At 47.7% G+C, this 13,771-nt stretch carries 9 protein-coding genes and 1 pseudogene; all 10 read left to right on the top strand.

What is annotated here, in order from left to right; genetic code table 11:
- The first annotated feature begins 7 nt into the window (after positions 1-7).
- Positions 8-1,627: a diguanylate cyclase gene (locus tag ACLTOH_RS00345; RefSeq protein WP_227063994.1), complete on the top strand. Its 1,620-nt coding sequence runs from the start codon at positions 8-10 to the stop codon at positions 1,625-1,627.
- 30 nt (positions 1,628-1,657) lie between these two features.
- On the top strand, positions 1,658-3,418 hold the full coding sequence (locus ACLTOH_RS00350; RefSeq protein WP_117569088.1) for an ABC transporter ATP-binding protein: 1,761 nt from the start codon (positions 1,658-1,660) through the stop codon (positions 3,416-3,418).
- Between the two features lie 24 nt (positions 3,419-3,442).
- Positions 3,443-5,044, top strand: a complete 1,602-nt coding sequence (locus tag ACLTOH_RS00355) for an MBL fold metallo-hydrolase RNA specificity domain-containing protein (RefSeq protein ID WP_227063996.1) — start codon at positions 3,443-3,445, stop codon at positions 5,042-5,044.
- A gap of 335 nt (positions 5,045-5,379) precedes the next feature.
- A complete protein-coding gene (gene thyA, locus ACLTOH_RS00360; RefSeq protein WP_337544722.1) occupies positions 5,380-6,228 on the top strand; it encodes a thymidylate synthase in 849 nt (282 codons plus the stop codon).
- Positions 6,229-6,339: 111 nt separating this feature from the next.
- Positions 6,340-6,834, top strand: coding sequence for a dihydrofolate reductase (locus tag ACLTOH_RS00365; RefSeq protein WP_154496360.1), 495 nt, complete (start codon positions 6,340-6,342; stop codon positions 6,832-6,834).
- A 198-nt stretch (positions 6,835-7,032) separates the two neighbouring features.
- Positions 7,033-8,064: pseudogene (locus ACLTOH_RS00370) on the top strand (branched-chain amino acid aminotransferase); the annotation flags it as partial.
- A 167-nt stretch (positions 8,065-8,231) separates the two neighbouring features.
- Positions 8,232-9,308: a peptidylprolyl isomerase gene (locus ACLTOH_RS00375; protein WP_118502607.1), complete on the top strand. Its 1,077-nt coding sequence runs from the start codon at positions 8,232-8,234 to the stop codon at positions 9,306-9,308.
- A 201-nt stretch (positions 9,309-9,509) separates the two neighbouring features.
- Complete coding sequence (gene htpG / locus ACLTOH_RS00380; protein WP_227063999.1) at positions 9,510-11,615, top strand: molecular chaperone HtpG; 2,106 nt, start codon at positions 9,510-9,512, stop codon at positions 11,613-11,615.
- A 301-nt stretch (positions 11,616-11,916) separates the two neighbouring features.
- Positions 11,917-13,158, top strand: a complete 1,242-nt coding sequence (locus tag ACLTOH_RS00385) for a peptidoglycan-binding protein (protein WP_118502603.1) — start codon at positions 11,917-11,919, stop codon at positions 13,156-13,158.
- A 252-nt stretch (positions 13,159-13,410) separates the two neighbouring features.
- Positions 13,411-13,770 (top strand): GntR family transcriptional regulator, encoded by a 360-nt coding sequence (locus ACLTOH_RS00390; protein ID WP_118537331.1) that lies wholly within the window; start codon positions 13,411-13,413, stop codon positions 13,768-13,770.
- The last annotated feature ends 1 nt before the right edge of the window (position 13,771 follow it).

Here is a 13,771-nt window from a genome sequence, read left to right on the forward strand (position 1 = left end):
GGACGGTATGGATATAGATATGAGCGCAACGAGACAGCAAATGTTAGAGACAGCAGAACGCCTGAATCAGCAGATGACAGACGGAATTCCTTTTACCTGGGAGACTCTGGAGCAGGCACTTACCTCTGTGACAGAACAGGATGATAAGGGAATCCACGGATGGATCTGCTATTTTGCTGCCTTTTATCAACTGACAACAGGGAATCAGGAGGGCTGCCTGCATTATCTGGATGAGAGCGTCAGGTGTCTTCTGGGAACGGATCTGGAGCATCATGTAGCCAGAGTGTACAATATGATCGGTATTGTGGCACATATGCAGAACAACCTGTCGCTGGCCATGGAACAGTACGATAAAGCATTGGATTATACGGAAAAATACGATGATAAGATGGTGCACAGCATTGTACTGAGCAATATGTCGGATGCGTATTATCTCATAGGAGCTTATGAAAGAGCTGTGCAGTGCCATGCGGAATGTATCCGCGAATTTGAACAGGCGGATGACAACAGTACATACAGCAGGATCAATTTCCGGAAAATGCTGGCAGAGTACGGATGCTGCCTGCTGCATCTGCATATGGATGACGAGGCGGAAAAGGTACTGTGTAAACTGGAAGAGACCGGGCAGAGCGAGGAGGTCATACGTGAGACAAGGCTGGGTGTCAATGTATTTCTGGCTCATCTGGCGGAGCGAAACGGAGACCGGAAGAAGGCAGAAGAGCATGTACGTACAGCGGTAATGGCATTAGAGGATATGACACAGGTCTCTTCCGAATACGACAGTATTCAGAATCTGCTGCAATATGTGGAAAAGATAGGCAAACCGGAACAGATAGAGGAAGTATTGAACTGTCTGGAACCAAAGGCTGCCATTGAACAGAACAAGAGTCTGCTATTGCAGCTTTTGTCTCTGCGGATGCGTTATTGCAGTTCCAGGATGACTCCGGAAGAATTCAAACAGAGCGCGGATACCTTTTTCCATCTAAAGGACAGCTGGGAACTGACAGAAAACAGTCAGGTCATGTATATGATGGAACTCAGAAAACGATTACAGACAGCAGAAGAGGAGCAGAAGGAACAGGAACGCAAGAGAAACCGGCTGTTGTATCAGGCGGATCATGACGAACTGACCGGACTCTATAATAAGAGAAGCCTGAATCGTTATCTGGAGGATGTGTTTGAAGACTGTCTTCTGAATGAGAAGGAACTGGGCATTCTGTTCCTGGATATTGACCATTTCAAACAGTTGAATGATCGCTATGGACATGGAAGGGGAGATGAAGGAATCTGCGCGGTAGCGGATACTCTGAAAAAATGTTTTCCGGAGGACTATGTGGCGCGTTACGGCGGAGATGAATTCCTGGTGGTCATGACGGGACGTGACAGGGAGTATGCAGAGGAACATGCAAGACAGCTATGTATGGGCATCCGGGAATGTGAGATTCCCAATGAAGACTCTTCTGTGGAACCCTGGCTTACGATTTCCGTGGGTGGTGTCTGTGCTATTCCGAAGGAACCAAACCGAGTGTGGGATTTCCTGTCGGCTGCGGACAAAACACTTTATGACCAGAAAAATGAGCAAAAAGGAAAAGTACGCTTCTATGTGGGAGAAGGACAATACCTATAGCTCTGCAACCAAAATAAAAGGAACACAACAATGGATAACAAGCAATATTCCACCCGCGAATTGTTTCGCAGGTTTGCACCTTATTTTAAAAAATACCGTTTTACCTTGTGGATGGATCTGTTCTGTGCAGCACTGACCACGGTCTGTGAACTGGTGTTGCCGTTAATTATGCGCTACATTACCAATGAAGGGCTGCGGGATCTTGCGTCCCTGTCGGTGAAGACCATACTTTCACTGGGAGTTCTGTATTTCGGACTTCGTATCGTGGATTGCATCGCCAGTTACTATATGTCCGATATGGGACACGTCATGGGCGCGAAGATCGAGACGGACATGCGCAGAGATGCATACAACCATTTGCAGAAGCTGTCCAATACTTATTATAATAATACCAAAGTCGGTCAGATCATGGGGCGGATCACCAATGATCTGTTTGATGTGACGGAATTCGCCCATCATTGCCCAGAAGAATTTTTCATCGCCGGAATCAAGACCGTAATCTCTTTTATCATTCTGGCAAATATCAATCTGCCGCTGACATTGATGATCTTTCTGTGCGTGCCGCTGATGTGCGGTGTGTGCATGATCCTGAATTTCCGGATGCGAAGTGCCTTTCGCAAGCAGCGTAACCAGATCGGAGAGCTGAACGCCCGGATCGAGGACAGTCTGCTGGGCCATAAGGTGGTCAAGGCATTTACCAATGAAGAGGTGGAAAATGTCAAGTTTGAGAAAGATAACGGCACTTTTCTGGATATTAAGAAGCTGACCTACCGTTACATGGCGGCATTCAATACCACAGTGAAGCTGTTTGACGGATTGATGTATCTGGTGGTATTGGTGGCAGGCGGTATTTTTATGGTAAACGGACGGATTGCCGCTGGTGACCTGGTGGCATATATGCTGTATGTATCCACCCTGATCGCAACAATCCGGCGTATCATCGAATTTGCCGAACAGTTCCAGCGGGGCATGACCGGTATCGAGCGCTTTTTACAGATCGTGGATGCGGATATCGAGATCTTCGATGAGCCAGATGCCATAGAACTGAAGGACCCGAAGGGAGAAATCTCTTTTGAAAAAGTAAGCTTTGAATATCCGGATGACCATAACAAGGTATTTACCGATCTGAACCTGCAGATCCACGCGGGAGAAAAGGTGGCCATCGTCGGTCCTTCCGGTGGTGGTAAGACAACGCTGTGCAATCTGATCCCGAGATTTTATGATGTCTCAGAAGGCAGGATCCTGTTGGACGGCCAGGACATTAAGCATTTTACGTTAAAGAGTCTGCGGGGCAATATCGGTATCGTACAGCAGGATGTGTATCTTTTCTCCGGTACGATCTATGAAAATATCGCTTATGGACGTCCCGGGGCTTCGAAAGAAGATGTGATCAATGCGGCAAAGCGTGCCGGGGCTCATGAATTCATCATGGGACTGAAGGACGGTTATGATACTTATGTGGGAGAACGGGGTGTAAAGCTGTCCGGCGGACAGAAACAGCGGATCAGTATTGCCAGAGTATTTCTGAAAAATCCACCCATCATCATTCTGGATGAGGCCACTTCCGCACTGGACAATGAGAGTGAGTTTGCCGTGGCAAAATCTCTGGGAGAATTGTCGGAGGGGCGTACTACTCTGACTATCGCCCACAGACTTTCCAGTATCCGCAATTCCGACAGGATCCTGGTGCTGACGGATGACGGCATTGTGGAGGAAGGCAATCACGACCAGCTCATGGAACAAAAAGGGATCTATTATCAGTTCTACGAAACAGCCAATGCTTTAAAATAAACTAACAAAACGGGAGGTAAATCTATGAAACTTGTGTTTGTGGGGGCAGACCATGAAGTAACAGGAAGCTGCCATTATCTTGAGGTAGCCGGAAAGCATATTCTGGTGGATTATGGTATGGAGCAGGGCATCAATGTATTTGAGAATGTTCCGCTGCCGGTGGCGGAATCCATGATCGATTATGTCTTTCTGACGCATGCCCATGTGGATCATTCGGGACTTCTGCCACTTCTATATGCCAGAGGATTCAGAGGCCAGATCTATGCCACGGATGCCACGGCGGATCTGTGCAGCATCATGCTACGTGACTGTGCGCATATCCAGAGTGCTGAGGCAGAGTGGAAGAACCGCAAGGCAAAACGTTCTGCCAACAATGCAGTGGTGGAACCGTTGTATACCATGGAGGATGCGGACGGCGTGATCCGCAGACTGGTTCCCTGTCATTACAATACGATCGTAGAAGTGTGCGAGGGCGTGAAGATCCGTTTCACGGATATCGGACATCTGCTGGGGTCTGCCAGCATCGAAGTCTGGCTGACAGAGGACGGCAATACGAAGAAGATCGTATTTTCCGGCGATATCGGCAACAAGCATCAGCCGCTGTTGAAGGATCCCACACCCACAAAAGAAGCGGATTATGTGGTCATGGAGTCTACCTACGGTGACAGGATGCATCCCAAGGACAAACTAGACTATGTGGCGGAATTGACAAAGGTACTGCAGGAGACACTGGATCGTGGCGGTAATGTGGTGATTCCTTCCTTTGCGGTGGGCCGTACTCAGGAGATCCTGTATTTCCTGCGGAAAATCAAGGTGGGACGTCTGGTCAAAGGACATGAGGATTTCCCGGTGTATGTGGACAGTCCCATGGCGGTGGAGGCCACCGGTATATTTCAGGAGAATCGTTATGAGTGCTTTGATGACGAGGCTATGGAATATGTGAAAGAGGGCATCAACCCCATTGCATTTTCGGGATTGAAGCTGTCCATCACCAGTGAGGAATCCAAGGCCATCAATTTTGACGAGACCCCCAAGGTCATCATTTCCGCTTCCGGTATGTGTGATGCGGGACGTATCCGCCATCATCTGAAGCATAACCTGTGGAGAGAAGAATGTACGATTCTCTTCGTGGGTTACCAGTCCGTGGGAACCCTGGGCAGAGCGCTGGTAGAGGGTGCCGATGAGGTAAAGCTTTTCGGTGAGACCATTCAGGTGCGGGCACAGATCCGGAAACTGGCGGGATTAAGCGGCCATGCGGACAAAGAAGGACTGATCGAGTGGATCCAGGCCTTTGAAGAGAAGCCGAAAAAGGTGTTTGTGGTACACGGTGAAGACAGTGCCTGCACTGCATTCACCGAATGCCTGAAGATCGAGTATGGGCAGAGGGCTTACGCACCTTATAGTGGCACGGAGTTCGACCTGATCAGCAATAAATTTACCTATGAGGCTGCACCGGTTGCCGTGAAGAAAAAGACGAAGCCTGTCACCGGAGTCTTCGAGAGGCTGTTGGCTTCTGCAAGACGTCTGCTGGCGCTGGTTACCAAGAGCGAGGGTGTCATGACCAATAAGGACATGGCCAAGTTCGCCGACCAGATCAATTCCCTGTGTGACAAATGGGAAATATAAGTGCATCCATAGGAAGTATTTCTGACTGCTTGCAGGCAGGAAATACTTCCTATGAGAGGCATAAACAACCCTGAGTATGCAGGAAGAGAGTCCGGAATACGAAGGGGTGTACGATTTCGAGAGTGCGAAGCACGGAGAAATCGGTTATATAACATAATAAGATTCTCCATCAGCTTCTGCGTGACTGCTTGCAGTCAAGGCTTTTGGCTGATGAGAGAATCAAACTGATATGAGTAAGCAAGGCGGTAGCCTGGAATACGAATATCAGAGCGATTTCGAGAGTGCGAAGCACGGAGAAATCGGTTATATATTAGAAGATAGAATAAGGAGACACCATGAGTTTAGCGGATCATATTTTTATCGATATGTGTAATGACATTCTGACCAACGGTACCAGCACGGAGGGCGAGAAAGTGCGTCCCCATTGGCCGGACGGCACCCCTGCCTACACTATTAAGAAATTCGGAGTAGTGAACCGGTACGACCTGTCGAAGGAGTTCCCGATCCTGACCTTGCGCCGGACAGCAATAAAATCAGCCACGGATGAGATGCTGTGGATCTGGCAGCGCAAGTCCAACAACATTCATGACTTAAAAAGCCATGTCTGGGATGAATGGGCGGATGCGGATGGTTCCATCGGTAAGGCCTACGGTTACCAGATGGGTGTGAAACATCAGTATAAAGAGGGCATGATGGATCAGGTGGATCGTGTGATCTACGATCTGAAGAACAATCCCTTCAGCCGCCGCATCATGACCAATATTTACGTGCATCAGGACTTGCATGAGATGAATCTGTATCCCTGTGCCTACAGCATGACCTTTAATGTGACTCAGAAAAAGGGAGAGGACAGGCTGACCCTGAATGCCATTCTGAATCAGCGTTCCCAGGACGTGCTGGCAGCCAACAACTGGAATGTGGTACAGTATGCGGTGTTGGTGCATATGCTGGCACAGGTCTGCGATATGAACGTGGGTGAGCTGGTGCATGTCATTGCGGATGCCCATATCTATGACCGACATGTGGATGCCATTAAGGAACTGATAAGCAGAGAGCCTTTCCCGGCACCGAAGTTCTGGCTGAACCCGGAGATTAAGGATTTTTACCAGTTTACACCGGATGACGTGAAGCTGGAGGGTTACCAGACAGGGGAGCAGATCAGGGATATTCCGATTGCAATCTGACATGAGTAAGTAGGGCGGTAGCCCGGAATACGAATATCAGTACGGTTTCGTGAGTGCGAAGCACGGAGAAACCGGTTATTATCATAGAAACAAACAGAAACGAGGTACACCATGAATTTAATTGTAGCAGTAGACAACAACTGGGCCATCGGCAGCAAGAACGAACTGCTGATCCGCATCCCCAACGATCACAAGCATTTCCGCGAAGAGACGACAGGTAAGGTAGTGGTTCTGGGACGCAAGACTTTGGAGACTTTCCCACAGGGCATGCCTTTAAAGAACCGCATCAACATTATTTTGTCCAAAGATCCGAATTATCAGGTCAAGGATGCGATCGTGGTACACTCTATTGAAGAATTGCTGGAAGAACTGAAGAAATATGACGAAGAGAATATCTATATCATCGGCGGAGAGAGTATTTACCGCCAGATGCTGCCTTACTGTGACGTGGCCCATGTGACGAAGATCGATCATGCCTACGAGGCGGATGCCTATTTCCCGGATCTGGACAGTGATCCCGAGTGGGAGATCACCGCGGACAGCGATGAGCAGGTCTATTTTGACATTACTTACCAGTTCTTGAAATATGAGCGGAAAAAGTCTTAAATGCAATGACAGATATGTAGTGATTTTAATCTGAAAAAACTGTGAAAAGAAGAAAAACGACACATTTTCACTGAAAAAGTCACTGGAAAGCATAAATGTGTATATTGACTTTTATTACAAATGGTATAATAATGAAAATCAATAAATTCTGTTAAGAGAAATCAACAGGCAGAGTGGTAAACCGAGGAAAGAAGGAATACAAAAATGGAAAAGAAGAACATTGACTGGGGTAACATCGGTTTCGGTTATATCCCTACGGATTACAGATATGTGTCCAATTACAAGGACGGCAAATGGGATGACGGTCAGCTGACCCAGGATCCCAACATCGTATTAAATGAGTGTGCAGGTGTATTGCAGTATGCACAGACCGTATTCGAGGGCCTGAAGGCCTACACCACAGAAGACGGACATATCGTAACCTTCCGTCCTGACTTAAACGGTGAACGTCTGGAGTCTTCCGCAGCAAGACTGGAGATGCCCATTTTCCCCAAGGAGCGTTTCGTGGAAGCTGTTACCGAGACGGTTAAGGCCAACGATGCTTTCGTACCTCCTTACGGCAGCGGTGCAACTCTGTACATCCGTCCTTATATGTTCGGCAGCAACCCTGTCATCGGTGTAAAGCCTGCGGATGAGTATCAGTTCCGTATTCTGTGCACCCCTGTAGGACCTTATTTCAAGGGCGGCGTTAAGCCTCTGACCATCCGTGTCACCGACTTTGACCGTGCGGCACCTCACGGAACCGGTCACATCAAGGCTGGCCTGAACTATGCTATGAGCTTACATGCAATCGTATCCGCTCACAAGGAAGGCTACGATGAGAATATGTATCTGGATGCTGCTACCCGTACCAAGGTAGAGGAGACCGGCGGTGCGAACTTCCTGTTCGTTACCAAGGACAACAAGGTCGTAACTCCCAAGTCCGACAGTATCCTTCCGTCCATCACCCGTCGTTCTCTGGTATATGTTGCCAAGGAATACCTGGGACTGGAAGTAGAAGAGAGAGAAGTATACCTGGATGAAGTAAAAGACTTCGCAGAGGCTGGTCTGTGCGGTACCGCAGCAGTGATCTCCCCTGTAGGCAAGATCGTTGACCACGGCAAAGAAATCTGCCTGCCCAGCGGCATGACCGAGATGGGACCTGTCACCAAGAAACTGTATGAGACTCTGACCGGTATCCAGATGGGCAGGATCGAAGCTCCTAAGGGCTGGATCCATGTAATCGAGTAATCTGGTATCAAAATTGAATAATATTAAAAATGCGTGTGGAGAATATCCGCACGCATTTTTTGTCTGTAGAATTCTTAGATTTTTCTGAACTTCCAAGAAATCGTGGCACAGAAGAAAAAAATAGGGTATAATCAGAATTTAGAGACTTTGAGAAAGTAGGAAATGTTATGTTTTTTAAAAATAGATGTCATATCACCGCGGTATTGGTGGCGGGAGTGCTGGGAATAAGTATGGTGACGGGACTGACCGCCTGCGGCAGCAGTGACGGCACAAAAGTGGTATTTACCACAGGATTTGGGAAAAATGAGGTATTTCGGATCGGGGACGAGTCCTGCTCTAAGGCGGAGATCATGATCTACCTGACCACGACCCAGAATCAATATGAGAATGTCTACGGGACGGAGATCTGGAATACTTCCCTGAACGGAGTGACTCTGGAGGATAATGTCAAGGAGACAGTGCTGGCAAGAATTGCTCAGATCAAGACCATGTACCTGCTGGCAAAAGAGAAAGAGGTCACGTTGGATGAAGCCGAGGAGGCAAAGGTCGTCCAGGCGGCACAGGAGTATTATTCTTCCTTAAATGATACGGAGATCGAGGCTATGGGTGCCACGGAGGAGATTGTGGAGAATCTGTATCGGGAATATGCCATGGCAGACAAGGTCTATCAGTTGATTATACAGGACATCAATCCGGAGATCAGTGATGACGAGGCCCGCAAAATTACGGTGCAGCAGATCTTTTTTGCAACAGCATCCACGGATATGGACGGAAACCTGAAGCCTTATTCGGAAAGCTCCATTCAGAGTGCCTATGAGAAAGCCTGCGAGGTAAGAGACCTGGCGGTGGACGGAGAACACGATTTCACGGAACTGGCATCCAAATACAGCGACGATTCCGAGATCACCTATTCCTTTGGCAAAGGAGAAGCGGAGAGCGCTTATGAGGAAGCGGCTTTCAATTTGGCAACAGACGAGGTGAGCCAGGTTGTGAAATGTGAACGAGGCTATTACATTATCAAATGCATCAATACGCTGGATCGGGAAGAGACGGACGCTAATAAATTAAAGATTGTAGAAGAGCGGAAACGGGAAGTCTTCGGGCAGGAGTATGACAGCTTTGTGAATACACTGGTGCGTCAGCTCAATGACAAGCTGTGGGACGAGATCACGCTGATCATGGACGAACAGGTGACTACGGACAACTTTTTTGATGTGTATGCAAAGTACTTTCCGGAGGAGTAATTTCTGGTTTTTTACACGCTTTATTAAAATTTTAGAATTACGGAAATATTGATAAATACTGGATTTTTGACTGATTGTTAGCACTCATTTATAATGAGTGCTAAATTTGTCTTGACTTTTCAATTTTACAGTCCTACACTTAGAATCAGTTAGGAAACAGTCAGCCATGGCTGTGCAATTTTAGAAAAGGATGTGGTAATAATGGCAGCAAAAAACGGTAGTTTGTCAATTAACAGTGAAAACATATTTCCGATCATTAAAAAGTGGTTGTATTCCGATCACGATATTTTTTACAGAGAGTTGATCTCTAACGGCTGCGATGCCGTGACCAAGCTGAAAAAGTTGGACATGATGGGAGAATATGCCCTGCCTGAAGGCTATAAGGGACGTGTGGATGTCATCGTGGATCCTGAAAAGAAGACACTGACCTTCAAGGATAACGGTCTGGGCATGACTGACGACGAAGTGGAAGAGTACATCAACCAGATTGCATTTTCCGGCGCAACGGATTTCATTGAGAAATATAAGGACAAGAGCAATTCCGACCAGATCATCGGTCATTTTGGACTGGGCTTCTATTCTGCATTCATGGTAGCGGATGAAGTACACATTGATACCTTGTCCTACAAGGACGGCGCCAAGGCAGTGCACTGGGAGTGCGACGGCGGCACCGAGTTCTCCATGGAAGACGGAGACAAGACGGATGTCGGTACGACCATTACCCTGTTTTTAAATGAAGATTGTCTGGAGTTCTGTAATGAGTACAAGGCTCGTGAGGTCGTGAAGAAGTATTGTTCCTTCATGCCTACCGAGATCTATCTGTCCAAGGCGAACACCAAGGAGACCCAGATCATCAAGGAAGAGGAAAAGCTTCCCGATGATGAAGTCCTGGAAGAGATCGAGCCGGAGAAGAAGGAAGCGGCAGAAGGTGAAAATGCTGAAGCTGCTGAGGGAACAGAAGAGCCTAAGAAGCTGAAGATCAGAAAGCGTCCTGAATTGATCAACGAGACACAGCCTCTGTGGACCAAGCATCCCAATGAGTGCACGAAGGAAGAGTATCTGGACTTCTACCGCAAGGTATTTCAGGATTACAAGGAGCCTCTGTTCTGGATCCACCTGAATATGGATTATCCTTTTAATCTGAAAGGTATCCTGTACTTCCCGAAGATCAACATGGAGTATGAGTCCATCGAAGGTACCATCAAGCTGTACAACAATCAGGTATTTATCGCAGATAACATCAAGGAAGTCATTCCTGAGTTCCTGCTGCTGTTAAAGGGTGTCATCGACTGCCCGGATCTGCCTCTGAACGTATCCAGAAGTGCATTGCAGAATGATGGATTTGTCAAGAAGATCGCCGAGTACATTACCAAGAAGGTAGCGGACAAGCTGGCCGGTATGTGCAAGACGGATAAGGAAGAGTATGACAAATACTGGGATGACATCAGTCCCTTCATCAAGTTTGGCTGCCTGAAGGATGACAAGTTCTGTGAGAAGATGAACGATTATATCCTCTTCAAGAATCTGGACGGCAAATATCTGACTCTGCCCGAGTGTCTGGAGATCAAGCCTCAGGACGAGGAAGAGAATAAGGAAAATGCTGTAGATGAGAACGGCAACAAGGTAGAAGCTGAGGTCGTAGGGGATAAATCTGAAGATGAGGCTTCTGAGGAGAATGCCGGGGAAGAGAAGAAGGAAAAGATCATTTACTATGTAACGGATGAACAGCAGCAGAGCCAGTACATCAATATGTTCAAGGCTGCTAAGATGGATGCTGTGATCCTGACCCATAATATCGATCAGCCCTTCATCTCCCAGTTGGAGCAGAAGAATGAGGGAATCAAGTTCCAGCGTATCGATGCGGATGTGACCGATGCCCTGAAGTCCAAGACTTCCAAGAAGGCTGAAAAAGAGATGGAAGAGCAGGCAGAGAGCATCAGCAAGCTGATGAAGAAGGCTCTGAAGAACGACAAGATCACTGTCAAGGTAGAGAAGCTGAAGAACAAGAAGATCTCTTCCATGATCACGCTGTCCGAAGAGAGCAGACGTATGCAGGATATGATGAAGATGTACTCCATGCCCGGCATGGATATGAGTGCTTTCGGCGGTGAGGGCGAGACCCTGATTCTGAATGCCAACCATCCTCTGGTACAGTACATCACCGAGCACCAGGACGGCGAGAACGCAGAAATGATCTGCGAGCAGCTGTACGATCTGGCAAAGCTCCAGCATGCACCCTTGTCCGCCGACGCCATGACCAAGTTCGTGGCAAGAAGCAATGACATTATGATGCTGTTGACCAAATAAAAATGACGGATTAAAAACAAAGGGAATCACAATCTGGGAACGGTTTGTGGTTCCTTTTTTGGGCTACACGGTGGCTCGGGGACAGATGCAGACCGGTACCGGAATTAGTATTTAGTGAATGCATATCACCCGTCTGTTAATCAAGTAGATGTATGATGAAGACAAAACGGATAGAAGTTAGTCTGCTTAGTATATGGGAACATGCACATATTTTTCTGACTTTGCATATTCTGTAAGGAACATTTGTTGCCTGACCGGATCAAGACAGACAAAACGGCATAGGCAGAAAGGACCTCTGTCCATGGAAACTACTTATACAGGAACACTTCAGATCAGCGTTGTCTCCGCTCTGGGGATGACACCGATACCCGGCGCGACCGTCACTGTCTCCTATACCGGGGATCCGGATTCCCCGCTGGAGACGATGACTACTGACGAATCCGGGCAAACCCCTACGATAACACTGGATGCGCCGCCGAGAGAGCTTTCTTTATCTCCGGATATTACGGCACAGCCCTATTCGGAGTACAACATTCAGGTGACTGCAGAAGGCTTTGAACCGGTACTGGTATCTGGTTCCGAAATTCTGGCAGGCGAATTTTCCCTACAACCGATCCGCATGAATCCGCTGAATGTAACAGAGGAGGAAGAAAAAGTAGTAGTAATACCTGCACATACGCTTTTCGGAGAGTATCCTCCGAAGATTCCGGAAGAAGAAATCAAACCTATGAACGAGACCGGGGAGATCGTACTGAGCCGTGTGGTGATTCCGGAATATGTGATCGTACATGACGGTGTCCCGGAGGATCCCACTGCCCGGAATTACTGGGTGCGCTATAAGGATTACATTAAAAATGTGGCCTCCAGCGAGATTTATTCCACCTGGCCGGAGAGTGCAATTTATGCTAATATTCTGGTCATTCAATCATTTACGTTAAACCGTATATATACGGAGTGGTACAGGGGACGTGGATACGATTTTACGATAACTTCTTCTACGGCGTATGATCAAAAATGGATCTATGGCAGAAATGTGTTCGAAGAGATCGACTATCTGGTAGATTCCATTTTTACCAACTATTTGTCAAGGCCCGGTGTACGACAGCCCATTTTCACATCGTATTGTGACGGTAATCGGACTACCTGCCGGGGGCTGAGCCAGTGGGGCTCCAAGTCATTGGCGGATCAGGGATATTCCGCTATTGATATCATTCATTATTATTACGGCAATGATATGTATATCAATTCCGCAGATATTATTTCGGGAGTGCCTTCTTCCTGGCCGGGGTATGATCTGACTATCGGTTCTTCCGGGGAAAAAGTCCGTCAGCTGCAACAGCAGTTGAACCGGATCGCCAGAAATTATCCGGCGATTCCTACGTTGACACCCGACGGAATCTATGGCTCCGGTACTGCGGAGGCTGTCCGGACGTTCCAGAAGATATTTAATCTTCCTCAGACCGGAATCGTGGATTATCCTACATGGTTTGAAATCTCGGATATTTATGTGGGGGTGACACGTATTTCGGAGCCGGATGCGTAGTAAATGGGAAGTTACGCGAGCAATGAGCCGCGTAACTTCCCATTTACCATGTTGTAACAAGTGTAATTCCAACAATTTTCCCGGACAAGCATAAAATCCGCTTGACAGATAAAAATAAATAACGTATTATTGTATTAAATAAATAATACAGTAAAACAACAAGACAATGAGGGACCCGGGGAGGCATCGATAGAAACGATGCGTGACAGGTAATAAGAAACAGAAAATAAGAAACAAGAAAGGATGATAGGAATGGCGTGGGAATTGGATGCTGACAGACCCATATATGCGCAGCTGGTGGAGCGGATCCAGAAAGAGATCGTGTCCGGCAAATATCAGCCGGGAGAGAAGCTGCCGAGTGTCAGAGATCTTGCGGCCGTGGCGGCGGTGAACCCGAATACGATGCAGAAAGCTTTTGCAGAACTGGAGCGGAGCGGCCTGATCGTGACACAGCGCACCAGCGGCAGAACCGTGACGGAGGACACTGAGCTGATCGGGAATACCAGAGAACAGCTGGCAGCCGGGCATGTCCGGAATTTTATCAACAACATGCAGGAACTGGGATATCAGAGAGAGGAGATCCGGAATCTCTTCGATAAGGTACAGGCCTGAC

The organism is Waltera sp. (genome assembly GCF_046969025.1).
GTDB lineage: Bacteria > Bacillota > Clostridia > Lachnospirales > Lachnospiraceae > Acetatifactor > Acetatifactor acetigignens.

Bases quoted from the DNA above. Each gene is read 5' to 3' on its own strand.
- ACLTOH_RS00345 (WP_227063994.1), top strand. From the start codon at position 8: ATGGATATAGATATGAGCGCAACGAGACAGCAAATGTTAGAGACAGCA.
- ACLTOH_RS00350 (WP_117569088.1), top strand. From the start codon at position 1,658: ATGGATAACAAGCAATATTCCACCCGCGAATTGTTTCGCAGGTTTGCA.
- ACLTOH_RS00355 (WP_227063996.1), top strand. From the start codon at position 3,443: ATGAAACTTGTGTTTGTGGGGGCAGACCATGAAGTAACAGGAAGCTGC.
- thyA (WP_337544722.1), top strand. From the start codon at position 5,380: ATGAGTTTAGCGGATCATATTTTTATCGATATGTGTAATGACATTCTG.
- ACLTOH_RS00365 (WP_154496360.1), top strand. From the start codon at position 6,340: ATGAATTTAATTGTAGCAGTAGACAACAACTGGGCCATCGGCAGCAAG.
- ACLTOH_RS00375 (WP_118502607.1), top strand. From the start codon at position 8,232: ATGTTTTTTAAAAATAGATGTCATATCACCGCGGTATTGGTGGCGGGA.
- htpG (WP_227063999.1), top strand. From the start codon at position 9,510: ATGGCAGCAAAAAACGGTAGTTTGTCAATTAACAGTGAAAACATATTT.
- ACLTOH_RS00385 (WP_118502603.1), top strand. From the start codon at position 11,917: ATGGAAACTACTTATACAGGAACACTTCAGATCAGCGTTGTCTCCGCT.
- ACLTOH_RS00390 (WP_118537331.1), top strand. From the start codon at position 13,411: ATGGCGTGGGAATTGGATGCTGACAGACCCATATATGCGCAGCTGGTG.